This is a genomic window from Chitinophaga hostae (assembly GCF_018224885.1).
Classification (GTDB): domain Bacteria; phylum Bacteroidota; class Bacteroidia; order Chitinophagales; family Chitinophagaceae; genus Chitinophaga; species Chitinophaga hostae.
The window spans coordinates 125,037-151,454 of sequence record NZ_JAGTXB010000010.1 but is presented as its reverse complement, the minus strand read 5'-3'; the positions used below and the strand labels follow the sequence as shown (position 1 = coordinate 151,454).

The following is a 26,418-nucleotide window of genomic DNA, read 5'->3' as shown; positions in this document are numbered from 1 at the left end:
AATAAAAGTCTACAAATATAGTAGACTAATTTAAATAACAAAATATTTTCGATAGAATTAATTACCAGGAAGCAGGGGGCATTACCGGAAAGTCATCTATAAGGGCTACAGGCATGGGCTGCAGACTTAACAATTTCATATACCGGAAATTTGCGGTATATATCAAAAAGTAATATCTTCGGTTGATAAACTATAAAAAGCGTGTTTCCGTGAAGAGCACAGTTGACCAATGTTATTAACTATTACGACTAAACGTTACCCCGCCACCGACCTAGGCTATTTGCTGCATAAACATCCCGCAAAAGTACAGACAGTTGAATTGACCGCAGGCAGTGCGCATATTTTTTATCCGGAAGCAACAGATAACAGCTGCACTGCAGCGTTGTTGCTGGATATAGATCCCGTGCGATTGGTACGCCGCAACGGTTCAGGGAGTGATTTTGCCCTTGAGCAGTATGTAAATGACCGCCCATATGTGGCATCTTCCTTTATGAGTGCGGCGATTGCCCAGGCATATTCTTCTGCAATGAATGGACGTTGCAAAGACAAACCGCATCTGACAGACGAAGCGATTCCGTTTGAAATTAACCTGGCAGTACTACCAGTGAAGGGTGGAGAGCCGCTGCTGCGCCAGTTCTTTGAACCTTTGGGATATGAAGTAAAGGTGCAATCTTACCAGTTGGATGAGCAATACCCCGAATGGGGGCAGAGCCGTTATTTTAATGTGACCCTGCGCCATACTTTGCCACTCAAAACGATCCTGAGCCAGTTGTATATCCTGATCCCGGTGTGTGATAACGATAAACACTATTTCGTGGGAGGCCATGAAATTGAGAAGCTCATGGAAAAAGGACAGGGCTGGCTGGATACGCATCCGCTCAAAGAACTGATCACCCGCCGCTACCTGAGAAATATTGCGCCACTAGCTAAAGAGGCATTGGGCATGATTATGAAGGATGAAATATTGCCGGCAGAGGAAAAACAACCAAAGGAGAAAGTCCGGTTGCACGATCTCCGCCTGCAAACCGTCAGAGATATACTGTTGGAGCTGAATGTGTCGACAGTGGCTGATATGGGTTGTGGCGAAGGAAAGCTACTCCGCCTGTTGATGGAGAAGCCCGTTTTCAAAAAGGTACTGGGCATGGATGTGAGCTATCACTCGCTGGAAATCGCCAGCGACAAACTCAAAATAGAACGTCTGCCGGAAATGCAGCGTGCGCGCATACAGCTGGTACAAGGCTCTCTAACGTACAGGGATAAACGTTTATCAGGCTTTGATGCCGGTGTGCTGGTAGAAGTAATAGAACACCTGGATCTGCCCCGTTTGGCAGCGCTCGAAAAGGTGGTATTTGAATATGCCCGTCCCCGGCATGTGCTGATAACAACAGTAAATGCAGAATATAATGTAAAATATGAAACGCTCGGCAGCGGAAGTTTCCGGCACAGTGATCATCGTTTCGAGTGGACAAGAGCCGAATTTGAGGACTGGGGTAACCGGGTAGCGGAACAATTTGGTTATATTGTATCTTACAGACCTCTGGGAGAAACAGATGAAATACTGGGTGGTCCCGGCCAGCTGGCAATTTTTAAAAGATAATTATGGAAGACGTAATCATACAGAAAATAAAAGAACTGGAGCAATCGCACCAGGTGAAGATATTATACGCGTGTGAGTCGGGCAGCCGCGCCTGGGGCTTTCCGTCTATCGACAGCGACTTTGATATCCGCTTTATTTATGCCCGTCATAAAGATACTTATCTGAGTATCATTGAACAACGGGATGTAATTGAACCGCCGGTGGATGAAGTGCTGGATGTAAGCGGATGGGATATCCGCAAAGGTCTGCAGCTGTTCCTGAAATCCAATGCGCCATTGTATGAATGGCTGCAATCGCCCATCGTTTACCAGGAAGAAACAGATTTCCGGCAAACGTTGACGGGATTAATGGAGAAGTATTTTTCTCCCAGATCAGGCTGCCATCACTATTTGTCAATGGCACACAACACGTTTGCCAATGAACTGGAGGGTGAAGTGGTGAAAATAAAGAAGTACTTCTATGTGCTGCGGCCAATGCTGGCCTGTCAGTGGATCCTTGCCGGTAAAGGCGTACCACCGATGGAATTTGCCACACTCCGTACGCTGATCACCGAGCCGGATATTCAAACCGCGATCGATCAGCTATTGGAAGTAAAAGTGAATGCAGATGAACATACCACCATTGCACCGGTACCCATCCTCCACCAATGGATAGCCGGTAAACTGGACGAGTGTAAACGGTTATCGGATGAACTGCCCGCTGTAAAAAATGACACAGTGGAACTGGATGCACTTTTCAGGAAATATATTGCCTATGACTTTTGAGGCACTGCAACAGCAACGGGAATGCATACTGCTGGAATGCATCAGCGGCAGCAGGGCGTATAATCTGCAATTACCGACTTCAGATACAGATATCAAAGGCATATTTATACTACCGCAGCCGGAACTGTATGGAATGACCTATACACCGCAGGTAGCCAACCAAAGTAATGACGAAGTATATTTTGAGATAAAACGCTTCCTGGAATTACTGGAAAAAAATAATCCAAACATACTCGAACTGCTTAACACCAGTACGGATAACCAGTTATTCCGTCACCCGCTGATGAACCTGGTAAAACCTGCTGATTTCCTATCGCGTTTGTGCCTGGATACTTTTGCGGGTTATGCCAATACCCAGATGAAAAAAGCAAAGGGACTTAACAAGAAAATCAACCAGTCCTACCCCGAAACGAGGAAAGATGTATTGGAATTTTGCTACGTGGTAGCCGGTGGCAGAAGCGTATCCTTAAAGGATTGGCTGCGGGAAAATAAGTTGCAACAGGAAGACTGCGGACTTGCCGCCATTGATCACTTCCGGGATGTGTATGCGTTGTATCACACCAGCCAGTTCGGGGCCGGGGTAGCATTCAAAGGCGTTTTCTCCGGAGCGGATGCCAACGAGGTACAGTTAAGTGCTGTTCCAAAAGGCCAGGATCCTTTAGCCATAATGCAGTTTAACAAAGATGGATATACTGTTTACTGTAAGGATTTTGCTGCTTACTGGGAATGGGTGGCACTGCGAAATGAAGCCCGCTATGAGCACAACCGGGAGTTGGGGAATGACTACGACAGCAAGCATATGATGCATACTTTTCGTTTGTTAACGATGGCGGAAGAAATTGCCCTGTACAAAGAAGTTCGTGTTCATCGTGCTGATCGTGAGTTCCTGTTGCGTATCCGCAATGGTGAATTTTCGTACGATACGCTGATGGAAATGGCCGCCCAAAAATTAGATCACATGAAACAGTTGTATGCAGTGTCGGACCTGCCGGAACATCCGGATCCGGCATTGGCAGAAGCACTGTTAATCAGTATAAGAGAGGAATATTATGTCCCGAAGAAACAATAAATTATCACATATCTCTATACCGGAATTATCACTGGTATTGTTAATCGGCCCGTCCGGCTCCGGTAAGTCTACCTTTGCCCGCCGGTTTTTTAAGCCCACAGAAATTATATCTTCTGATGTTTGCCGCGGGCTGATCAGCGATGATGAAAATAACCAGACCGTTTCGGCGGATGCTTTCGAACTCGTCAGGTTTATCGCAGCCAAACGCTTGAAACTGGGATTGCTCACCGTGATTGACGCCACTAATGTGCAGCCCGAATCCCGCCGGGAATGGATACGTTTGGCCAGGGAGTATCACGTGTTACCCGTGGCCATTGTGTTGAATATGCCGGAAGAACTATGTCAGGATCGTAATGTCGAAAGAAGCGACCGTAATTTCGGCAAACATGTAATCCCACAGCAATTGAGCCAGTTAAAGAGAGGCTTACGCGGCCTGCGGGAAGAGGGATTCCGCCATATCTTTGAAATGCGTACTGAAGAAGACGTGGCAAAGCTGGAAACGATTACGCGCACACCGCTTTACAATAATAAAAAGGATGAACACGGGCCTTTTGATATCATCGGGGATGTGCATGGCTGTTATGACGAACTATGCACGCTGCTGGATACATTAGGCTATCAGGTAGATAAAGAAAATGCCACGCTGATCAGCGCTCCGCAGACAACTAACGCCGACGGGTACACGCGTTTCCGTAAGCCGGTTTTTGTGGGCGACCTGGTAGATCGCGGGCCGAAATCGCCGCAGGTACTACGTTTGGTCATGAACATGGTGAATAATGGTCTCGCCCTATGCGTACCCGGTAACCATGATGCCAAATTACTGCGCTACCTGAATGGTAAAAATGTGCAGTTGAGGCATGGCCTGGAGCAAACGGTAACGCAGTTGGCCAGCGAAACACCGGAGTTCCTGGATACAGTGAAATCTTTTATTGATGGACTGGTAAGTCATTATGTGCTGGACGACGGGAAACTGGTGGTGGCGCATGCCGGCTTAAAGGAAAGTATGCAGGGGCGTGGTTCCGGCGCAGTAAGGGAGTTTTGTTTATATGGCGAAACGACCGGCGAAACCGACGAATTCGGGTTGCCAGTCCGCTACAACTGGGCGTTGGAATATAAAGGCCGCGCCATGGTGGTGTATGGTCATACGCCGGTGCCTACTCCGCAATGGCTCAACCATACGATCGACATTGATACCGGCTGTGTATTTGGCGCTTCGCTCACGGCCCTCCGTTACCCGGAGCGGGAGCTGGTATCCGTTCCTGCGCTGGAGCAGTATGCCGTGCCGGGGCGTCCTATCGGCTACAATGCAGATAGTACGCTGAGCGTGCAGCAACAATATGATAATGTACTCGACATTGAAGACTTTACAGGTAAAAAGATCTTACAGACCCGGTTTAGCCATAATATCACCATCCGGGAGGAAAACAGTATTGCCGCATTGGAGGTGATGAGTCGTTTTACGATCAATCCACGTTGGCTGATTTACCTGCCGCCTACCATGTCGCCTGCTGAAACCAGCAGGGAGGAAGGGTTGCTGGAGCATCCCGCGGAGGGGCTGGCCTATTACCGGGAAGCGGGTATAGCAAAGGTGATCTGCGAGGAAAAGCATATGGGCTCCCGGGCTGTAGTAATCGTTTGTAAAGATGAAAACGTGGCGGCAGAAAGATTTGGTGTTACCGGGGAAGGGAACGGCGTAATATATACGAGAACGGGGCGTCCGTTCTTTGCCGATAAACAAACAGAACAGGCGTTCATTGCCCGTATCAATACAGCACTGATCAATACCGGGTTTTACGAGCGTTTTAATACGGATTGGGTTTGTTTGGATGCAGAGCTGATGCCTTGGAGCGCCAAAGCACAAAGCCTGCTGCAAAATCAGTATGCAGCGGTAGGCACTGCCGGGGGCAAGGCCCTGCCAGTGGTGGTGAACGCTTTACACCAGGCCATCAGCAATGGAGCGCCTGCCGGGGCATTGTTGGAGAAATATACACAGCGCCTGGAACAAACCGGCAGTTATGTGAAAGCCTACCGGCAATATTGCTGGCCAGTTAATTCACTGGAGGACTATAAGCTGGCGCCATTCCATATTATGGCCACGGAAGGCAAAACCTGGTTTGATAAGGATCATGAATGGCATATGTCTGCCATCAGGAATATTTGTGTGGGTGATGAACAATTACTGCGGGCTACACCGTATCTTTTGGTGGAAACCGGAAATGATGCCAGCGAGCAGGAAGCCATCAACTGGTGGAAGCAGCTGACAGCAGCCGGAGGAGAGGGGATGGTGGTAAAGCCATCTACTTTCCTCAGCAAAGATGCCAAAGGACTGATACAGCCAGCCATCAAAATCCGTGGCGCGGAATACCTGCGTATCATTTATGGCCCGGAGTACGACGCTACAGAAAACCTGGAACGCCTGCGCAGCCGCAAGCTGTCCGGTAAACGCTCCCTGGCGCTGCGCGAGTTTGCGCTGGGACTCGAAGGGCTGGAAAGATTTGTAAATAAAGATCCCTTACAGCTGGTGCATCAATGTGTATTTGGTATTTTAGCGTTAGAGAGCGAACCGGTAGATCCCCGGTTATAAAATACATTTGCTGTTAAACATCTTTCGAAATTTAAAAATATAATTATGAAAGCCGTAGCCGTATCAAAATTCAAGGACATTCCTGTTGTAATGGACCTTCCGAAACCTGTAGTGAGACCGGGTACTGTACTCATCAAGGTAGCTGCCGCCGGTATGAACCCTTTTGACTGGAAAATGATTGATGGCATTATGGACAACGGAAAAATGCCGCACCAGTTTCCGCTGATTATGGGTGTAGATGGCGCTGGTACTGTGGAAGAAGTAGGAGAAGGGGTTACCCGTTTCAAAAAAGGCGACAAAGTGTATGGACAATTTATACATGCACCCATTGGAGAAGGTTCTTATGCAGAATATGCGATTGTACCGGAAAAGTCAGGGATCACGATGGCGCCTTCCGGTATTTCAGCGATAGAGGCTGCGGCGGTACCAACGGCTGGCATGACGGCCCAGCAATTACTCGATAAACTGGATCTGCAGGAAGGTGATACCCTGTTGATCAATGGCGCCACAGGAGGCGTTGGCTCATTTGCCACACAACTGGCCGCTGCACAGGGGATCAGGGTGATAGCCACCGTATCCGACGACGCTAACGCGGAACGCATGAAAAAATTAGGCGCTACAGACACCGTCAATTACAAAACGGCTCCTTTAACCACGCAGGTAAAAGCAGCATATCCTGAAGGGGTAGATGCCCTGATCGACCTGGTAAGTAATGCCGATGGTTTTGTGGCTAACCTGGACCTGCTTAAACCAGGTGCCGGCGCCCTTACCACTGCTTTCGTTGCGGATGAAGAAGCGCTTAAAACGAGAAATATTCATGGCGGTAATTTTGAAACACAGGGAAGCGCTGCGTCACTGGATATTTTATCACTGGCCATCGACAGGGGAGCATTAACGATTCCGGTAGAAAACAAAATAAAGCTGGAAGATGTACCTGCAGCGATTGCACTGAGCCGACAGGCGAAAGGAAAAGGGAAAACTGTAATTGTTATCTAGAAGAAGCAGAAGGCAGAAAGGATAAAGCAAAAAGCAACTGAAGCGAGTGATCAGAATAACATTTACTCTGTCTGATCACTCGCTTCAGTTGCTTTTTGCTTTATCCTTTCTGCCTTCTGCTAATTAATATTTGCTGTAGCCTTGAATAGCTCAACTCCGCTGTCAGTACTGATTTTGTAAGAGGCGTTATATGCCGTGAATGCACACTGACCTTTTTGCAATGCCAGCGTATCATCCCCCTTGATAGTAGCGCTGCCTTTTATAACGATCAGGATTTCCGCTGCTTTGGCTGTATGTGTATATACCTGGCCTGCTACCAGGTCAATTTTGCTTACTTCAAAATCAGGGGCGGGAGACGGATAAATTCTTTCCAGTCCATCTGCACTCACATTGCCCTTAATGATATGCGGGTTCACGCCTTCAAAGCGGGTATGTTTCAACAGCTCGGGTACATCCACATGTTTTGGGGTAAGACCACCACGCAGCACATTGTCGGAATTGGCCATCAGCTCTACGTTCTGACCTTCGAGGTATGCGTGCGGGATACCGGCATCCTGGAAAACCGCGTCACCGGGTTGTACCTGCATGATGTTGAAAAAGTAGATAGAGAAGATGCCACGGTCAATTTTATCGATGCTGCCCGGATCATTTAACACAGCGCGCGCCGCCCAGAAACCGGGATCTGTTTTCGCTAATTTGTTGGCTTTATAATCAGGAATCATACGATCTGTAAGCGGGCGAAGAATAATATTCACCAGCGACTGCGGCATCTCCATAACATTTTTATAAAGCCCGTAATATCCTTCTTTTTCGTATATGCTTACCAGTGAGGTAAACTCCGGAATGGTATCTAATACCTGCTGCAGTTGCGCATGGGGTAAAAAGCCATGTAACAGGTAGAACTCACTGAGTGCTACCATGATCTCCGGTTTGTGGTTATCATCTTTATAATTGCGATTCGGTGCACTTAAAGGAATGCCTTCTGCGTTTTCTCTTGCAAAGCCTTTTTCCGCTTCACTTTTGGTAGGATGCACCTGTATCGACAACATATCCTTTACATCCAGGATCTTAAAGAGAAAAGGAAGCTCTTTAAATTTCTCCCATACTGCAGGACCGGTGATATTTGCCGGATCTGTTTGTATCAGCTGGTTCAGTGGCGTTTGACCCGTAGCAGTAGTAATAATGGAAGGCGCGCTTGGGTGAGCCCCCATCCAGTATTCGGCACTGGGTTGATCAGTGGGGGTAATGCCTAACAGTTCAGGAATGTATTTATATCCGCCCCAGGCATAGTGCTGTACTTTTCCTTCCAGTCTGAATAAGTTCATATATAGTTATCTGTTTACTTGTTAAATACCAGAGAATTGATAATTTTATATGCCTGCAAAAATAGGCGTTAAGCGGAATATTTACCTATCACTTAAAAAAGTAAATTTCAGGTAATGAATTCTGCTGATTGTTTGTATACCCAAACCTGATAAAACATGTTGAACCATATCGGCCTCGGGCAACGGGGAGAAACCATTGCGCGGGAATATGTAAGCCGGCATTGTACGCTGCTGCATCTTAACTGGAAATCCGGCAGACGGGAAATCGATATCATTGCCGCAAAGGAACAAACCATTTACTTTATTGAGGTAAAAACACGCAGCAGTGCTCTTTTTGGTTGGCCGGAAGAAGCGGTTAATTATCGTAAGCAGGAACACATCCGGGGAGTTGCAACGGATTACCTGTTGCGATACGAGCTGCACCCTGTTGCTATCAGGTTTGATATTATCGCGATCACGTTCTTTGGAGAAACCTATGAACTCATGCATCTGAGAGATGTGTTCTGATGAACCAGGAACATAAACAAATGCAACCTGCGTCCGCGTTTACCGGGTATCGCCTTTAACCAGTTATTAACAAAAAAATGCCTGTAATTATTCTGTAATGTTATCATATGGCATATCTTTGCATCGCTTTAAGAACCTACCCCTGAGTTGTTATATACCCCCGGTATCCCGGTAGTTTTCAAGCAAGTCATTTTCCTGAAATGAACTGGTGCACGGTTATGGATAACCTGTGTAATCAATTATTTATTTCAGCAACGGGGAGATGAACAACCGGCGATACCAGTAACAGGAAAGAAAACAGGGGATAAAAATTAATACACAGTAATAGCGTTTGTTACACCGCGGTCTTTGCAACACTAAACGCATTAAGCAGAGAATTGCTTTCGGGAGTTTCATTAAAAAAGCTCCGTCCATTGGACGGAGCTTTTAGTTTTTATACAGTTACCACAAACCGGTATAGTTATGCGGTGTAATGGCTTTCAGTTCTTTTTTGAGGGTGGCGCTGATTTTCAGCCCGTCCACAAATTTGTGCATGCTTTTCTGGGTGATCTGTTCTCCGCCACGGGTAAGCTCTTTCAATGCTTCATAAGGCTGCGGATAGTTTTCACGGCGTAAAACAGTTTGAATGGCTTCAGCCACAACCGCCCAGTTGCTCTCCAGGTCGGCCTGCAACCTGGCTTCGTTCAGGATCAGCTTGCCCAGTCCTTTCTGTATTGACTTTGTAGCCAGCAGGGTATGGCCAAATGGAACGCCCAGGTTACGCAACACCGTGGAATCGGTCAGATCGCGCTGCAGGCGGGAAACAGGCAGCTTGGCGCTCAGGTGTTCAAACAGGGCATTTGCCAGGCCCAGGTTACCTTCTGCATTTTCAAAGTCAATCGGATTTACTTTATGCGGCATGGCGGAAGATCCTACCTCATTCTTTTTGATCTTCTGCTTAAAGTAGTCCATGGAGATATACGTCCATATGTCACGGCAGAAGTCCAGCAGGATGGTATTGATACGTTTCAGGGCATCAAATTGAGCTGAGATGTTATCATAATGTTCGATCTGGGTGGTATATTTCATACGTTGCAGTCCCAGGGTGGTATTCACGAATTTCTCCCCGAATTTTTCCCAGTTGATCTTAGGGAAAGCCACATAGTGGGCATTAAAGTTTCCCGTAGCGCCGCCGAACTTGGCTGCAAACGGAATTTGTCCCAGCAGGTTTACCTGGCCTTCCAGTCTTTCTACGAATACCAGTATTTCTTTACCCAGAATGGTAGGAGAGGCAGGTTGTCCGTGGGTACGGGCCAGCATTGGTACTTTCATCCAGGAAAGACCGAGTTTTTTCAGCTCCAGGATCAGATTGGCCAGGGCTGGCATGTACACGTGCTCTATTGCATCTTTCCAGAACAGCGGGGTGGCGGTGTTGTTTACATCCTGGGAGGTAAGTCCGAAATGCACCCATTCGAGCTTGTCTTCCAGACCAAGGTTCTTGAGCTCGTTCTTTAGAAAATATTCCACTGCCTTTACGTCGTGGTTGGTAATTTTCTCTGTGTCTTTGATCAGCTGGGCGTTCTCAATAGTGAACTCCTGGTAGATCTTGCGCAGGGCCGGGAACTTAGTTTTGGGCAGTGTAAACACCTTCTGCTCGGAGAGTGCAATAAAATATTCCACCTCTACCATCACACGGTAACGGATCAACGCAAATTCAGAAAAATAATTGGCCAGCTCGTCCAGTTGCTTGCGATAGCGCCCGTCCAGCGGAGAAATGGCAGTTAATGGTTGTAGTTGCATAATGTATGTATTCCAGTATTACTATTAACATGTTTGACGGCTGCAAGTTCGGCCTGAACCCTGATTTACAGGGTAACATTTATTCATTTGGAACTTGTTAACCGGGATTTAATTACTTTTGCAGCTTCAAAATTACTGAAATTGGAACGGAAAGTAAAAGTTGCGGCTGTAAGTTATTTGAATACGAAGCCCTTATTGTATGGATTCAGGAATCACCCGGTGATGAATTTGATGGAATTGTCGATGGATTATCCGGCTAAGATCGCCCAGCAGCTGATCGATGGAGAAGTTGACGTGGCCTTGGTGCCGGTGGCGATCATTCCCAAATTGAAAGCGTATCATATTATAGCAGATTATTGTATTGGCGCGGAAGGACCGGTGGCATCTGTTTGTTTATACAGTGAGGTGCCGCTGAATGAAATTAAACGCATTTACCTGGATTACCAGAGCCGTACCTCCGTAGCATTGCTGAAAGTGCTGGTACGCGAGTTCTGGAAGCTGGATGTTGAGTTTGTGAATACTCACGGCGACTACCAGGATAAAATAAAAGGTACCAACGCCGGTTTGGTGATCGGCGACCGTGCTTTGGCACAGCGCAAAATATCTCCATATATATATGACCTTGCTGAAAATTGGGTAAGGTTTACCAGCTTACCATTTGTATTTGCTGCCTGGATCAGCAACAAGGCGCTGCCAGTGGAGTTTACAGAGAAATTTAACGAAGCTACCGGTATAGGGACTAAGAACATTCCCGCAGTAGTAGCTGAAAATCCTTACGAGATCTACGATCTGGCTACCTACTATACCCACAATATCAGCTACCCGCTTACGCCGGCTAAACGCCAGGGAATGCAGAAGTTCCTGGGGTATTTGGTGGAAAGCTTTTAGCCATTAGCTTTTAGCTTTTAGTAATTGAAGCGAAGAACATTATTTGTAGGCCTCTGCTGCAATTACTAAAAGCTAAAAGCTAATGGCTAAACGCTTTTTTTTCCCTATCTTCATGTTTCGCACCATCATGTGCTTAATAACAATCTACGCTCATGAAAATCGGTATCCTGGGAAGTGGTCCGGTTGGGCTGACCCTTGGCAAAGGTCTTATTCAAACCGGACATCACGTTACTATCGGCACCCGTAATCCCTCCAGGGAATCGTTACAGCAATGGGTGAAAAAGCAAGGCAAACAGGCTTTGGCCGGTACTTTCAGACAAGCCGCCGAATTTGGGGAACTCCTCCTCATTTGTACCAGCTGGCCAGGCACTAAAAAAGCCATCGAAGCTGCAGGCATCTGGAATTTCAAAACCAAAACAGTAGTGGATGTAACTAATCCGCTGGATGGCAAAGGCCCGGATGATAACGGCAGACTCACATTTACCATCGGTCATAACAACTCGGCAGGCGAACAAATACAGGCCTGGCTTCCTCCGGACGCCAATGTAGTAAAGGCGCTCAGCTGTATTGGCCATGAACGAATGCTGCTGCCGGAGTTCAAAGAAGGATCACCCACCATGTTTATTGCAGGTAATAGTGTGGAGGCCAAAAGGCAGGTGACTAATTTATTGCACCAGATCGGCTGGGATGATGTGGCAGACATGGGGATGATAGAGATGAGCCGCAGTATAGAACCACTCTCCATATTATGGGCTGCTTACGGCTTTTTAAATGATAGCAACGCACACGCGTTTAAGTTGCTGAAGAAGTGATTTATTTAGCGGTTAGCGGTTAGCTTTTAGCTTTTAGCAAAAATGCAGCGGAGATAATCTTCGCTGCATTTTTGCTAAAAGCTAAAAGCTAACCGCTAAAGGCTTTTCTTCACCTTTATGTAGAAATTCTTATCTACCTCAAAATTCTTCATATCACTCAGTGATATATTGGAGCTGCGCCATAGCCGCCCCGGATATATTAGTTTGAAACCATTATCGCTCAGCTTTACTTTTACCGGCATATTAAAATCCTTTACATCGGTTACCCAGCGGTACTGCAGCTGTTGTCCGCTAAAACGGTATTCCAGCGTAGGGATGGTGGTATGGCGGAGATACTGATCAAATATTTTACTCAGATCCATGCCTACCGCCTGGCTCATATACTGTTCGATCTGTTGGGTTGTCACAGTTTGATGATAGAAGGTTTTGTTCAGGCCGCGCAGCATCTGCCGGAATGCTTCGTCGTTTTCCATGATCTGCCGGATATTATGGATCATGTTGGCGCCCTTATAATACATATCACCACTACCTTCGGCGTTTACACCGTAGGGGGCTATGATAGGCTCATCGTTTTTAATGTTTTTACGGATGCCCTGAACATACTCGTTCGCTGCCTTAAGTCCGTAAGCACATTCCGTGAACAATGTTTCAGAATAATTAGTGAAGGATTCATGGATCCACATATCCGCCAGGTCCTTGCTGGTAATGCTGTTTCCAAACCATTCATGACCGCTTTCATGAATGACCAGGAAATCCCATTTTAATCCCCAGCCGGTGCCCGAAAGGTCTGTACCTTTATAACCCATCTGGTATTTATTACCATAGGCTACGGCACTCTGGTGCTCCATACCCAGGAAGGGAACTTCCACCAGCTTGTAGCTGTCTTTATAAAAGGGATATTTCCCAAACCAGTATTCAAAGCATTTCAGCATGGGCTTTACCACTTTGAAATGTTCACGGGCTGTGTCTTCATTATAATCCAGTACCCAATAGCCCAGGTCCAGTTTACCACCTTCACCGGAGTAGCTATCTTTTATCTCTGTATAGTTCCCTATGTTTAAGGCTACGTCATAGTTATTGATCGGGTTACCAACATACCAGGTATAAGTATGGGTGCCGTCAGGATTCTCTTCAGTCTTCTTTAAGCGACCATTGGAAACATCTACCAGGTCGCCGGGGACTGTTACATGGATACTCATATCTTCGGGTTCATCGCTTTGAGTATCTTTATTAGGCCACCATACGCTGGCGCCCAAACCCTGTACTGCCGTGGCTATCCAGGGGCGTCCTTTTTCATCCCTGGACCATACAATGCCGCCATCCCAGGGTGCGTTTTTTGCACGGTGAGGTTTGCCGCTGTAAAAAATCGTGAGCTGTTTCTTTTTGTCTTTGACCTGTGGTGATTTGAGCCTTATAAACCAGGCATTACTGTCACGGGTAAACGATAATGACTTTTTATCCTGTATCACGCTGTCTATTATCATAGGTGTTTGCAGGTCGATCTGCAGGAGAGAATCAGGTTTCAGTACCTGGTAGGTGATGGTATTGAAGCCACTGAAGGTGCTGTCATCCGGATTTACCTGTACATGAAGGTCGTAGTTGGTTACATCCCACCAGGCCCGCGGAGGCGTAATGCTGCCTCTCAGCGTGTCGGCCCTGCTGAACTGATGTTGAGCCCCTGCGGTTAATGTAGCCATCAGGGCAATACAAAGCATTGGTATGCCGCGCATATTTATTCGTATATTTTAACCTGAAAGATATTAATTTACTGCCAAATGAAAAGTTGTTATTGTCAGGCGGTTATAACCAGATGGTGCTTTGCGGGCCTTTGCTGCCTGCTGTTATGGTCGTGCGGCAGCCCGGAAAAACAGCGTTTGTCGGTATTCCGGTATAATAGTACCAATAGTATTGCCAGCCTGGACCCGGCCTTCGCCAAAAGCCAGGAAGTAATATGGGCGGTAAAGCAGTTATATAATACCCTGGTGGAGCCAGACAGCAACCTGGTGATCCGGCCATCGCTGGCGAAACAATGGCGGGTGTCTGCCGATCACCGCACGTATACCTTTGATCTGAGGACGGATGTGTATTTCCATGATAGCGATGTTTTCCCCGGAGGGAAGGGGCGTAGGATGACTGCACAGGATGTGGTATACAGTCTGCATCGCATTATGGACCCGGCCACCGCCTCGCCGGGAGCCTGGATATTTAACGGGAAACTCAGCGCCGACAGTGGCTTCAGGGCAGTGAATGATTCCACTTTTGAACTAACGCTGTATCGTCCGTTTCATCCTGTGCTGGGCATTCTCAGTATGCAATATTGTTCCATTGTGCCGCATGAGGCGATCGAAAAATATGGGAAGGATTTCCGCAACCATCCCTGTGGTACAGGACCTTTCCGCTTTTTCCTGTGGGATGAAGGACAGGCATTGGTGTTGCATCGCAATCCGGGCTATTTTGAGAAAGACAGCGCCGGGCAACGGCTTCCTTACCTGGAGGCAGTACAGGTGAGCTTCCTGGAGAGCAAGGCGTCGGAATTCCTGCTGTTCCGTCAGGGCCAGCTTGATTTTATGAATGATATTGATGCCTCTTTTAAAGATGAGGTGCTGACCAAACAGGGCAAACTCAGAAAGGAATGGGAGGGGAAAATGACGCTGAACAAGCATTCCTATCTGAACACCGAATACCTGGGCTTTTTGAGCGACAGCAACAATGTGTTGGTAAAAGGATCACCGCTGCGTTTGAAAAAAATACGCCAGGCCATAAACTACGGTATAGACCGTACGAAAATGATGACCTATCTCCGCAATGGTATCGGTACCGCAGCCATGGCCGGTTTCGTGCCTGCCGGACTGCCTTCCTTTGATGCAGATAAAGTGAGAGGGTATCCTTATAACCCGTCCAAATCCAGGCAGTTGTTGCGGGAGGCCGGTTATCCGGAGGGGCGGGGATTGCCGGTTATAAAGCTGCTTTCTATCCCCATTTATGCCGACCTGGCCAATTACGTGGCGAACCAGTTGCAGGAAACCGGTATCCGGATACAGGTAGAAGTAATACAGAAAAGCTTGTTGCTGGAACAGACAGCAAAATCACAGGCCCTCTTTTTCAGGGGCAGCTGGATTGCCGATTACCCGGATGCAGAAAGCTACCTGGCTATGTTCTATAGTAAGAACCCGGCTCCGCCAAATTATACCCGTTACCACAACCCGGCTTTTGACGCGCTGTATGAAAAGTCGCTCGAAGAAAACAATGACAGTATCCGCTATACCCAATACCGGGAAATGGATAATATGATAACAGCAGACGCCGTAGTGGTACCGTTGTTCTATGATGAAGTAGTAAGATTGGTACAGCCAAACGTGTCCGGTTTTTCGAATAACGGCATGAATCTGTTGGAGTTACGTTGGGTAAGAAAAAAATAAAATTTAAAATTATTTTAACATTTCGTTCACCATCGCCCTTTCTTTTTTGGGCGAAAGTCCGGCTATTTAGCTTACCTTTGGCGCTTATTTGTCACTTTACATTATTTAGAAATGACGGCGATCCTGATATTCTTTTGTGTGCATTGGTTCTTTTCCTTGTTTTTCCACACATTTTATTTACACAGATACGCATCTCACCAGATGTATACTACCAGCAAGTTCTGGGAACGTTTCTTTTATTTCAGCACCTGGTTTTTCCAGGGTTCATCATACCTGATTCCAAGAGCTTATGGCGTTATGCACCGCATGCACCATGAATTCAGTGATACCGAACATGATCCGCATTCTCCGCACTTCTTTAAAGATGTATGGGGAATGATGGTGCAAACCCGCAAAATCTATAATGGATTTGTAACCCGTACCAACCAGGTAGATCCTAAGTTTTTTGCAGAACCGTTACCGGAATGGGATGCGATGGATAAATTTGGCGACAGCAACATCACCCGTTTCGCATGGATGGCTGCTTATGTAGCTTTCTACGTGGTATTTGTTCCTGCCGGCATGTGGTATCTTTATTTACTGTTACCAATCCACTTCCTGATGGGGCCTGTACAGGGTGCTATCGTAAACTGGTGCGGTCACAAATATGGCTACCAGAATTTTGATAACAGCGACCACTCAAGAAATACTTCACCATGGGGTATAGTACTGATGGGAGAACTGTTTCAGAACAACCACCACAAATTTAAAGACAGTCCTAACTTTGCCAAGAAATGGTACGAGCTGGATCCCAGCTACCAGGTAATGAAAGTGCTGAACTTTGTTGGTATCATTAAACTTAAACCAGCGATGGTTACGCCCGCCCAGCTGAAGAATGCAAAAGCGGCCTGATAATACACCGTACAATCAATCTGTTACAATAATAGCAAGTGCCTCCCTGATGGGGGGCATTGCTGTTTTAGCTTTTAGGCATTAGCTGTTAGCTTTTAGCTAATGCAGCGAAAATTAACAAATGATGATCTTCTCTGCATTAGCTAAAAGCTAATACCTAAAAGCTAAAACAGTATTTATGATTCGCGAGTTCCAACCTTAGCTAATACAGAGAAGATCATCATTTGTTAATTTTCGCTGCATTGACTAAAAGCTAAAAGCTAACAGCTAAAAGCTCCTAAAGTATTTATGATTCGCTAGTTCCAGCATCGGCTGATCGCCGTCGCTGTCGCCGTAGGCGTATATTTCGTGGAAATTTTCCAGTCGGTAGGCTTGCCTGATGCGGTTTACCTTTTCCTTTCCGTTACAATTGAGATCCTGTATCTTGCCGGTGATCACTTTATTTTTTACTTCCAGCCGGGTGCCCAAACAAACAATATTTTCTTTCCTGCACCATGGCGCTACCCAGTCTTGCGCAGAGGCAGTAACCACTACTACATGATGTCCCTGCTGCTGATGTTTTCGTATAGCCGTTAACGCGAGAGGGCGGATGAGTAAGGGAAGTCTTTCCCGGCAGAAGCTTTCACAACCGGCGGTAAATTCGGAGGCAGGCATCTCCGCAAAAAAATATTTCAACACCTGTTCCTTCATTTCCTGTGCCGGGATCATTTTTAATTTGAACCGCAGCAGGGCAGGGAGTAGTTGTACTACACCGGCATACATGGCGGCCCGGCCCCGGTGGAAACGGATGATCTCCCACAGGGTGTCCCTGTTGGTAATGGTTCCGTCAAAGTCGAAGAAGGCGATCGTCACAATGAAAGTTTTTTGAAAATACCTTCAGGTATTAATTTGATAATGAGCATGATGTATTTCCAATGCCACTTTACGTATAACACGTTTTTTCTTTTCTTAGAGGCGCTAAACACTGCCTGGGCAACGGCTTCCGGCTGTGCTGTGAGCAGGGGAGGAAGTGTCAGGTGTTGCGTCATCCGGGTATTCACAAAGCCCGGTTGCACACTCATCACGTGTACGCCACTACGAAAAAGCCGGTTACGCAATCCGCTCAGGTAAGCCGTAAAACCAGCTTTGGCGCTGCCATATATATAATTGCTTTGCCGCCCTCTTTCGCCGGCTACTGAGCTGATACCTATAATAGTACCCTGTTTTTTGGCGGCATAGTTTTCTGCTACCACATTCAGGATAGATACGGCGCCCGTATAATTGGTATTAATAATGGCAGCTGCTTCCTGCCAGGTTTGCTGCGCTTTCTCCTGGTCGCCCAGCAGGCCAAATACACAGATGGTGATATCCGGCTGTGCGGGTAAAGCAGCGTAAAATGCGGCATGACTGTTAAAATCCGTCGCATCAAAGGCATGTGTGGTGGCGTTAATGCCGTAACGTACCTGCAAATCCTGTTGCTGAGGCTGCAGTGCGGCCGTGTGACGACCGGCTAACTGGATATCATATTTTTCGGACGCAAATTTTCTGGCGATGGCCACGGCCATGTCTGAACCTGCGCCTAATACTAAAACGGTGGGCATGAGAGGTGTTTCGTTAATAAGGGGAAAACTATTTTGTTAGTAATAATCGTTCGGATTGCAGCGATTCAAAACGGTTGTCGCTGTTGTATTGCTTTACAATATCGGCAAACTTGCCGGCATTAGGATAGCTGTTCCAGAATATTTCCTGTTTCATTCTTGCATCTTTGGAGAGGTATAAACGTCCACCATACTGCAGTACAATCTCATCCAGCTCATCCAGGAATTCAAACAGCCCTTTGCGGATCGGGAAATCGAGGGCCAGGGTATATCCTTCCATCGGGAAGGAGATCAGGCTTTCCTGTTTGCCAAAAACCTTCAACACAGCCAGGAACGAGCCCCAGCCTTTGTCGCTGATCCGCTGAAGGATAGCGATCAGACCAGCCTTCTGTTCCAGCGAAACTACAAATTGGTATTGCACAAAACCTGCCTTTCCGTAACCGCGGTTCCAGTGCAGAATGGCATCCAGGGGATAAAAGAATGGCTCGTAAGGAATTACCTTATGCATCACCTTTTTATAATTCTTCCCATAGTATAACCAGTTGAATGCCTTAACCGTAAAAGTATTCAGCGCAAAAGAAGGTAAGTTGAAAGGAAGCGTCAGTTTTCGTTTTGCCGGGAGGGTAAGCGGCGCTTTTTTCTGCTCCGTGTTGAGCTCCTCCGGGGTAGCGTGTTCACCCACAATAAGGATACTCCGCCCAAAAGAATCGCCTTTCTGCAAACAATCGATCCAGGCCATGGAGTAAGTATAATGCTTGTATTCATCAAATAAACGAAGCACTTCGTCCAGGTTTTTGGCTTTCAGTTGTGTTTGATTGATATAGGCAGTGCTTATTTTCTTGAGACTAAACTTCACACGGGTGATTACACCGGTCAAACCCATACCACCGCAGGTAGCCCAGAACAGATCAGGGTGTTGTGTGGCAGAGCAGCAGATGGTATTACCGGAAGCGGTAAGCACATCCATGTCGATAATATGACCTGAAAAAGCGCCATCTACGTGATGGTTCTTGCCATGCACATCTGAGGCCACTGCGCCGCCAATCGTAATATATTTAGTACCAGGAGTCACCGGTAAAAACCAACCCCTGGGCACAATAATGTCGAGTACCTGGTCGAGCGTAACGCCAGCTTGTAAATCTATGATGCCATTTGTCGTGTCGAAGGCCAGCATTTTGTCGTACTTCAGCATGGAAATGCTGTGCTTTCCCAGTGAAGCGTCACCATAGCAGCGGCCATTGCCCCTGGCAATCATATGGGAGTTGGCTACCACATACTCGCGGAGCTGTTCTTCCTGGGTAAATACGCTTTCATCACTGGCAACAGCGGGGTAGTTTCCCCAGTTGGCTAACCGTTTTTGCATTATCCAAAAAATGTTTTATCTGTCGGTAAATAAATTAATACATAAAAACTAGTCACCCACAGGAGTATGGTTAATTGAATAAAACGGTCTTTATATAGGATTTTGGTGGGAGAACCTGTATTGTTCTCCACGTAGGTTACTTGCAAATATCGTAATAATCCGCCAATTACAAAAAGCGTGGTGTAATAAAGGCGGTAAGTATGGAACCTGGCCTGGGTTTCAGGAGAAATGGTATACATAAGATAACATACGATAATGACCGCCGATACCAGTGATAACATTACATTCAGGAAGTCCATGTTATAACCGCTGGCGGCTTTCCGCATTTCCTTACCGGACTCCTGCCTGATAAGGATATCATCACGGCGCTTGGCGATGGCCATGAATAAGGCCAGCAGGAAAATCATGATCATCAGCCATTCAGAGATCGCCATGTCTGCAGCTACACCGCCGGCTTTTACCCGCAGCACAAAGCCGGTCGACAGCATCAGGATATCAAGAATGGAAATATTTTTCAAACCCAGGCAATACAGCAGGTTTAACACAAAATAGAGGGAGAGTACAAAAACAAATTTCAGGCTTACACAAAATGCCACGCCGGTACCTGCCAGTATACACAGTGCAAACAGCAGGAGGGCGGCCTGCCTGGATATGGCCCCGGACGCCAGCGGACGCTTGCACTTCTCAGGATGCTGTTTATCCGCTTCTATGTCTTTATAATCATTGATGATGTAAATACTGCTGGCAATAAGACTGAAAGCAATAAAGCCTACCAGCACAGGCAACAACTTTGAACTATTAAATATTTCCCCTGCAAAGAATAGTGGGATGAACAGGAATGCATTCTTAACCCAATGTTTTGGTCTGAGTAGTTTGATGTATTTCATGGGGAACTAAAAAGTTGATTCTTGACGGACCAAGATACAATTTATTCGATTACTTTTGCCCCCATTCATATAGGCGGATCATTACCAATTATTGCAAATCCCAATCTTCTATGTCATTTTTTTCCCTGAAAGGTCGCAAGTGGACCGTTACCGAAAGTTTAGTCATTATTTTACTGGCGCTGGTGCCTTTGTTTGTTACATTTCCATACCGCGTTAATATTTTCCTTTCCTGGGAAGGAGCGTATCGCATGTCGGCCGGGCAGATCCCTTTTAAAGATTTCGGATCACCGCTGGGGTATGGTTTCTGGATTGTTCCGGCACTGTTCTTTAAAATCTTCGGCCCCGAGATGGTTTCGCTGGTGAAGGCACAGGTATTGCTGAACATTATGGCGGGCTTTGCATTCCGGTCTATTCTCAAAAGCGTGGGAGTGAAGCCGGGCGTGCGATTATTATCTGTGCTTGTTTTCGTACTGTCGTATTCTTTCTTCAATTTCTGGCCCTGGTACAACCACACCGTGATCGTATATGAACTGGTTGGATTCAGTTTCCTCTTTAAATCCTTCTTTTCGGATAGCCGTAAACGTAGTTACATCTGGATGGCGCTGGCAGCACTTTTCATATTCCTGTCGGTTTTTACCAAACAGGATGGAGGCGGTATGGCCTTTATGTTGTCACTACTGTTCCTGGCCTACAATAGCTTTCAAACGCGCCGCTGGCTGGATTTGCCCATTTTCGGCGGCATGTTCCTGGTTATTGCCGTGCTGTTTATTGCACCGCTGATGCCTGGTTTCGCCTATTGGTTTAACCATGGGCAAGCACCCCACAGCTCACGGTTAGCCATCAACGATTTCACTGATGAAATCTTTGGTAATTCCAACTGGATCAAGGGATATGTGGTATTGGTGATATTGTGTATCACCGCCGGTGTACAGCAATGGAATACCTGGCTGCAGCAGCGACGCGAGGTATTATTTGCCCTGCTTACACTGGGGATTTTGGGAGAAGCGGCTATCTTCCAGGTAACCAGCTACACGCCACCAGATAATAATATCTTCTTTCACAGCTTTGCATTTGCCTTTATTGCCACCTACCTGTGTAATCATCTCCAGGTAAACCTTGACCGCGGTAAGCCATTATTACTGGCCACGGTACTGGTTTTATTCTGGTGGTCTGGTACCTGGTGGAAATATATCAGCCGTTTCACCGACCGGCTTTTCCCTGCACAGGAAATGGTGGATGCCCATCACCCCAACCAGGAGAATGTGGTGAACAGGCGGAATTTTATGCTGAACTCCGATACCACCGATGTACCGGTGTCGTCCTGGATATTCTCTGACCTGAAGCCGTTCCGTAAAATATATATGCCTGCGTCTACAGTGCAGGGCATGGATCGCCTGATGAACCTGCCGGTAGTGAAGGGGAATAAGGGAGATCTCAAAGTGCTGAATATGTCCGAGCTAACTCCGCTGGCAGTAGTTATTCCTTACAAACCGGAAACCGGCCCGGACTTTCCGCTGTGGTATCACCTGGGTGTAGGGATGTTCAATCGTCAGTTAGCCACGTTCAAACAGAAAGTAAAAGATCATCATTATGACCTCATCATTTATGAATATGCGCCCGGGTTAAATAACTTTTTCCCGTTTGCTTTGAGGGATGATCTGAAACAACATTACCAGCAGGTGGACAGTTTTCTTGCCCCCAGAAGGCCAACAAATGCAATTATAGAAGTATATGTAAAATAAATAATGTATCTTGTTGCCGGGAATTACAATATCCGATGCATATTCGCCCATCCGGAGATTAAAATACTACCAGTGATACACAAAAAACAGCCTTCGAGAGGGCTGTTTTTTATTTTATAACAAATTGATTTAAAATTAGTTGCCTGTATTTTGTTTAAGAGGTTTGCCAGACAGGTGAAAACCTGTTTTTATCTGCTGTTTTTATTAACCGGTAAAATAAGTTTTGCTGGTTAATAATAAGATTTACCTTTGTCATATAAGGCTAAAATAGCATGATATGTCTGCTCCAAAATCAATTGCCACCCTCCGGTTAGATGGCGGTGTTTTATGTCTTGATTTCATTAACACTATCGATAATCGTAAAAAAATAAGCACCTGCGATTACTTGAACAACTTCAAAGAGTTGCTGCAATGGTATGCTCATACAGGTGCTTTATCTCCCAAAATTATCCATACCCTGGAACGGTTGGCAAAAGATTATCCGCAAAAAGCAGCGATTGTTTTTGAAAAAAGCATTGTATTGAGAGAGTTATTGCACCGGTTATTTGCAGCCTTCATGTCAGGGAAGAATCCGGTGGCGACCGACCTGGTTCAGTTTAACAGCTACATTGGGGAAGCCTATGCCAACATAGAAATGGCCTGGCAGGCAGGCACAGGGAAACTGCATTTTAATGCCCCGGCGTTGGAACAAGTATACTGGTGGCTGGTCAAATCGGCCGCAGAACTGTATACCTCTGCCAGCCCCGCACAGATAAAAGAATGCCCCGCCTGTGGCTGGATTTTCATGGATAAGAGCCGGAACGGTTCCCGCAAATGGTGCAGCATGAGCACCTGCGGCGATGTAGACAAAGTAACCCGTAACTATCAACGTACTAAAAGAAAGAAGCCATGAACAGTCAGCCAGGCCGCCTATCTTCCAAAATGATCCTTTGTTTGCTGGCGGTATATATTATCTGGGGATCTACCTACCTGGGAATGAAAATTGCCACGAAGGTAGTGCCGCCATTTTTCCTGTCGTCGCTGCGTTTTCTGCTCGCAGGCAGCTTATTGTTAATCATCGGGTGTTTGCGCGAAAAAACCTGGCCCACCAGGTCCCGGTTTTTATCCGCCTGTTTCGTTGGTGTGGCGTTGATCGGCATCGGCAATACCACGGTTGCACTGGCCGTACACCATATGCCTTCGGGTCTGGTAGCATTGATGGTGGCCGCTATGCCTGCCTGGATTATGGGAATGGACTGGGCGTTTTTCAGCAAACAACGTCCATCTGTGCTCACACTGATCGGGATTGTGATAGGCTTCGCAGGACTCTTTCTTTTGTTTAATCCCTTTGCCCATCATGAGGCGCACACTTTTCCTTTGTGGCCGGTAGCGGTGGTGGTATTCGGTAATATTTGCTGGGCCGCCGGAACCCTGTTTGTACAGCGGTTGCCTATGCCCACACAGATTACCAGTACCGCTATACAAATGCTGGCCGGCGGCGTATTTTCATTTTTTGTAAGTCTCATTTTTGAACCCGGCGCCCTGTACACTTTGCCCATGATGCCCATGGAAGGCTGGCAGGCCTATGTTTACCTGGTACTCATTGGTTCGTTGGTTGGATATACCTCTTATAGCTGGCTATCGAAGAATGCCCCTCCGGGTCTTACTGCCACCTATGCTTATGTAAATCCTATTGTAGCTTTATTCCTTGGCTGGGCTATCGGCCACGAAGCTATTACTGGGATGGTAGGCATATCTGCAGCTATCGTCATCAGTGGGGTGGTGATGATGACCTTAGGCCGGAAAAGCTAATAGACGATCGTCATGCTATCGGTATTATATTCATTTATATATGTAGGATCTGCTTATTTGGGTGCATTTTTTGTTGACTTGGTGCTATCCCGAACTGAAAGTAATTAGATAATAGATTATATAAATTGACTATGCGAAAGACCATTATTGTATCGAACAGGCTACCGGTAAAGATTTCAGAAGCAAGCGGCGAATATACCCTACAGCCCAGCGAAGGTGGGCTGGCTACGGGGTTGGGATCGATCTACAGGGAAGGAAATAATATCTGGATAGGCTGGCCGGGACAGGAAATCACCGATTCAAAGGAACAGGAGAGAGTAACAAAACAGTTGCGTAAAATGAACCTGATGCCGGTTTACCTGTCTCAGGACGAAATCAACAACTTTTATGAGGGCTTTTCGAATGAAACATTGTGGCCAGTTTTCCACTATATGGCCGTTTATGCCCACTATGAACAGGAACACTGGGACTATTACTACCAGGTAAATAAAAAATTCCGGGATATTATTATGAAGGTAGCCGAGCCCGGAGATATTATCTGGATACATGACTACCAGCTGTTGTTACTTCCCGGAATGATCCGTGCAGAAATGCCGGAGATCTCCATCGGTTTCTTCCAGCATATTCCTTTTCCGTCGTACGAATTATTCCGCCTGGTTCCCTGGCGTACCGAAATATTGGAGGGCATGTTAGGCGCCGACCTGATGGGTTTTCACACCTTTGATGATACCCGTCATTTTCTCAACGCCGCCAGTCGCCTGTTGCCGGTAAATACATCGGCCAACATTGTGTCTTATAACGACAGAGCCGTTGTGGTGGAGACTTTCCCGATGGGAATTGATTTTAATAAGTATGCAGAAATGGGAAGTGATCCGGAGGTATTGCAGCAGATGCAGCACCTGAAGGAAAATTTCCACCAGGACAGGCTAATACTTTCCATTGACCGGTTGGATTACAGCAAAGGTATCCTGCAAAGACTGGAAGCCTTTGAGCTGTTGTTACAACTGCATCCCGAATATATTGGTAAGGTGGTGCTATATATGATTGTGGTGCCTTCCCGTGATACCGTGTCGCAGTACAAAGAGTTACGGGATGAAATTGATAAATATGTTGGCAACATCAATGCCCGTTTCCGTACGCTGGCATGGCATCCTATACAGTATTTCTATCGTTCCTTCCCGTTGGAAACCTTATCTGCCCTGTATAATTTTGCGGATATCTGTTTGGTAACGCCGATGCGCGACGGCATGAATCTCGTTAGCAAGGAATATGTGGCGAGCCGGAATAATAATGATGGCGTATTGATTTTGAGTGAAATGGCGGGAGCTTCTAAAGAATTAATAGATGCCATCATCGTGAACCCGAACAATATCGGCGCTATTACCCGTGCTATTGTTGATGCGCTGAACATGCCGCTGGACGAACAACAACGCAGGATGAAACAAATGCGGACGGTGGTTGCTAAATTCAATATCAATCACTGGGTAAAACTGTTTATGACGCGACTACAGGAAGTGAATGAGATGCAGCAAAATATGCTGGCCCGCCGGGTAAACCAGGAAACCGCTGTTTTAATAAGACAACAATATTTCAACACAAAAAGACGCATCATCTTTCTCGACTATGATGGTACGTTGGTGGGCTTCCAACCTAATATAGATATGGCTTCGCCGGATCCCGACCTGTATCAGCTGCTCCGGGAGCTGGCCAGCATCCCGGGCAACGACCTGGTGATGATCAGCGGCAGAAACCATGAAACATTGGGCGAATGGTTTGGGCATCTGAAACTGGATCTTATCGCTGAACATGGAGCATGGCAAAAAACGAAAGAAGGGGAATGGTACCAGTTGCCGGGTTTAACCGACAAATGGAAACAGGAATTACTGCCTATCATGGAACTTGCCACTGACCGTACACCAGGCTCCTTTATAGAGGAGAAAAGTTTTTCGCTGGTATGGCATTACCGTAAAGTGGAATCCGGGCTGGGTGAGTTACGCGCCAATGAACTGATGAATACCCTGCGTTATTATACTGTGGAAAAAGGGCTACAGGTGTTACCCGGAGATAAGGTAATTGAAGTAAAGAATATAGAGATCAATAAAGGCAAGGCTGCAATCAGCTGGCTGAATCATAAGAAATATGATTTTATAATGGCTATGGGAGATGATGTAACGGATGAAGACATCTTTAAAGCGCTCCCGCCCAAAGCCATCACTATTAAAGTTGGCAGCCAGGTGTCGGCGGCACAATATTACTTAAGAAGTTATCATGAAGTAAGACATCTGCTGAGAACACTGCGCAGCAGGGAAGGAGAAAGAGCTGGACAATGAACCAGCTTTTAGCCATTAGCTTTTAGCTTTTAGCAAAATGCAGCGAAGACCTACAAATAATAATCTTTGCTGCATTTTGCTAAAAGCTAAAAGCTAA

21 protein-coding genes are annotated in these 26,418 nt (G+C 46.5%); 14 read left to right on the top strand and 7 right to left on the bottom strand.

The window, feature by feature from the left end; all coding sequences use genetic code 11:
• The first annotated feature begins 229 nt into the window (after window positions 1-229).
• From KE626_RS20415 to KE626_RS20395, 5 genes are read left to right on the top strand one after another with little or no spacing between them, the layout of a single operon-like run.
• Window positions 230-1,597 (top strand): 3' terminal RNA ribose 2'-O-methyltransferase Hen1, encoded by a 1,368-nt coding sequence (locus KE626_RS20415; RefSeq protein ID WP_211974787.1) that lies wholly within the window; start codon window positions 230-232, stop codon window positions 1,595-1,597.
• Window positions 1,598-1,599: 2 nt separating this feature from the next.
• Window positions 1,600-2,361, top strand: coding sequence for a nucleotidyltransferase domain-containing protein (locus KE626_RS20410; RefSeq protein ID WP_211974786.1), 762 nt, complete (start codon window positions 1,600-1,602; stop codon window positions 2,359-2,361).
• Window positions 2,351-3,430 (top strand): DNA polymerase beta superfamily protein, encoded by a 1,080-nt coding sequence (locus KE626_RS20405; protein ID WP_211974785.1) that lies wholly within the window; start codon window positions 2,351-2,353, stop codon window positions 3,428-3,430. The genes KE626_RS20410 and KE626_RS20405 overlap by 11 nt, the downstream gene beginning before the upstream one ends.
• A complete protein-coding gene (locus KE626_RS20400) occupies window positions 3,411-6,014 on the top strand; it encodes a polynucleotide kinase-phosphatase (RefSeq protein WP_211974784.1) in 2,604 nt (867 codons plus the stop codon). The genes KE626_RS20405 and KE626_RS20400 overlap by 20 nt, the downstream gene beginning before the upstream one ends.
• A gap of 45 nt (window positions 6,015-6,059) precedes the next feature.
• On the top strand, window positions 6,060-7,010 hold the full coding sequence (locus KE626_RS20395; protein ID WP_211974783.1) for an NADP-dependent oxidoreductase: 951 nt from the start codon (window positions 6,060-6,062) through the stop codon (window positions 7,008-7,010).
• A 119-nt stretch (window positions 7,011-7,129) separates the two neighbouring features.
• Here the strand turns inward: KE626_RS20395 and manA are convergent, their stop codons facing one another.
• The gene (manA, locus tag KE626_RS20390; protein ID WP_211974782.1) at window positions 7,130-8,335 is read right to left on the bottom strand and encodes a mannose-6-phosphate isomerase, class I; all 1,206 of its coding nucleotides are present in this window, start codon (window positions 8,333-8,335) and stop codon (window positions 7,130-7,132) included.
• Window positions 8,336-8,491: 156 nt separating this feature from the next.
• Here manA and KE626_RS20385 point away from each other — a divergent pair, with 156 nt between their 5' ends.
• Window positions 8,492-8,842, top strand: a complete 351-nt coding sequence (locus KE626_RS20385; protein WP_211974781.1) for a YraN family protein — start codon at window positions 8,492-8,494, stop codon at window positions 8,840-8,842.
• 441 nt (window positions 8,843-9,283) lie between these two features.
• On the opposite strand, the gene purB is transcribed toward KE626_RS20385, so the two are convergent.
• A complete protein-coding gene (purB, locus tag KE626_RS20380) occupies window positions 9,284-10,621 on the bottom strand; it encodes an adenylosuccinate lyase (protein WP_211974780.1) in 1,338 nt (445 codons plus the stop codon).
• A gap of 141 nt (window positions 10,622-10,762) precedes the next feature.
• Between purB and KE626_RS20375 the strand changes: the two genes are divergently transcribed.
• Both KE626_RS20375 and KE626_RS20370 read left to right on the top strand, forming a co-directional pair.
• Window positions 10,763-11,509, top strand: a complete 747-nt coding sequence (locus tag KE626_RS20375) for a menaquinone biosynthetic enzyme MqnA/MqnD family protein (RefSeq protein WP_211974779.1) — start codon at window positions 10,763-10,765, stop codon at window positions 11,507-11,509.
• A gap of 152 nt (window positions 11,510-11,661) precedes the next feature.
• Entirely contained in the window at window positions 11,662-12,321 is a 660-nt protein-coding gene (locus tag KE626_RS20370; RefSeq protein WP_211974778.1) for an NADPH-dependent F420 reductase, read from the top strand.
• 95 nt (window positions 12,322-12,416) lie between these two features.
• On the opposite strand, the gene KE626_RS20365 is transcribed toward KE626_RS20370, so the two are convergent.
• On the bottom strand, window positions 12,417-14,051 hold the full coding sequence (locus tag KE626_RS20365) for a M1 family metallopeptidase (RefSeq protein ID WP_211974777.1): 1,635 nt from the start codon (window positions 14,049-14,051) through the stop codon (window positions 12,417-12,419).
• A 45-nt stretch (window positions 14,052-14,096) separates the two neighbouring features.
• Here KE626_RS20365 and KE626_RS20360 point away from each other — a divergent pair, with 45 nt between their 5' ends.
• Window positions 14,097-15,740 carry an ABC transporter substrate-binding protein gene (locus KE626_RS20360; RefSeq protein WP_211974776.1) on the top strand — a complete coding sequence of 548 codons (1,644 nt, stop codon included), beginning with the start codon at window positions 14,097-14,099 and terminating at the stop codon, window positions 15,738-15,740.
• Between the two features lie 111 nt (window positions 15,741-15,851).
• Window positions 15,852-16,631 (top strand): acyl-CoA desaturase, encoded by a 780-nt coding sequence (locus KE626_RS20355; RefSeq protein ID WP_211974775.1) that lies wholly within the window; start codon window positions 15,852-15,854, stop codon window positions 16,629-16,631.
• 267 nt (window positions 16,632-16,898) lie between these two features.
• Here KE626_RS20355 and KE626_RS20350 read toward each other — a convergent pair whose 3' ends face one another.
• Genes KE626_RS20350 through KE626_RS20335 form a run of 4 tightly spaced genes read right to left on the bottom strand, consistent with a single transcriptional unit; the run spans window position 16,899 to window position 20,458 of the window.
• Complete coding sequence (locus KE626_RS20350; protein WP_211974774.1) at window positions 16,899-17,483, bottom strand: HAD family hydrolase; 585 nt, start codon at window positions 17,481-17,483, stop codon at window positions 16,899-16,901.
• On the bottom strand, window positions 17,480-18,211 hold the full coding sequence (locus KE626_RS20345) for an SDR family oxidoreductase (protein ID WP_211974773.1): 732 nt from the start codon (window positions 18,209-18,211) through the stop codon (window positions 17,480-17,482). Before KE626_RS20345 ends, KE626_RS20350 begins: the two co-directional genes overlap by 4 nt.
• Window positions 18,212-18,239: 28 nt before the next feature.
• Window positions 18,240-19,571, bottom strand: coding sequence for an FAD-binding oxidoreductase (locus tag KE626_RS20340; protein WP_211974772.1), 1,332 nt, complete (start codon window positions 19,569-19,571; stop codon window positions 18,240-18,242).
• Window positions 19,571-20,458 (bottom strand): decaprenyl-phosphate phosphoribosyltransferase, encoded by an 888-nt coding sequence (locus tag KE626_RS20335; RefSeq protein WP_211974771.1) that lies wholly within the window; start codon window positions 20,456-20,458, stop codon window positions 19,571-19,573. Before KE626_RS20335 ends, KE626_RS20340 begins: the two co-directional genes overlap by 1 nt.
• 110 nt (window positions 20,459-20,568) lie before the next feature.
• On the opposite strand from KE626_RS20335, the gene KE626_RS20330 reads away from it, so the two are divergent.
• The 4 genes from KE626_RS20330 to KE626_RS20315 all read left to right on the top strand — a co-directional run bounded on the left by KE626_RS20330 (window position 20,569) and on the right by KE626_RS20315 (window position 26,321).
• Complete coding sequence (locus KE626_RS20330; RefSeq protein ID WP_211974770.1) at window positions 20,569-22,200, top strand: hypothetical protein; 1,632 nt, start codon at window positions 20,569-20,571, stop codon at window positions 22,198-22,200.
• Between the two features lie 277 nt (window positions 22,201-22,477).
• A complete protein-coding gene (locus KE626_RS20325; RefSeq protein WP_211974769.1) occupies window positions 22,478-23,092 on the top strand; it encodes a CGNR zinc finger domain-containing protein in 615 nt (204 codons plus the stop codon).
• On the top strand, window positions 23,089-23,991 hold the full coding sequence (locus KE626_RS20320; protein WP_211974768.1) for an EamA family transporter: 903 nt from the start codon (window positions 23,089-23,091) through the stop codon (window positions 23,989-23,991). Before KE626_RS20325 ends, KE626_RS20320 begins: the two co-directional genes overlap by 4 nt.
• A 131-nt stretch (window positions 23,992-24,122) precedes the next feature.
• Entirely contained in the window at window positions 24,123-26,321 is a 2,199-nt protein-coding gene (locus KE626_RS20315) for a bifunctional alpha,alpha-trehalose-phosphate synthase (UDP-forming)/trehalose-phosphatase (protein ID WP_211974767.1), read from the top strand.
• The last annotated feature ends 97 nt before the right edge of the window (window positions 26,322-26,418 follow it).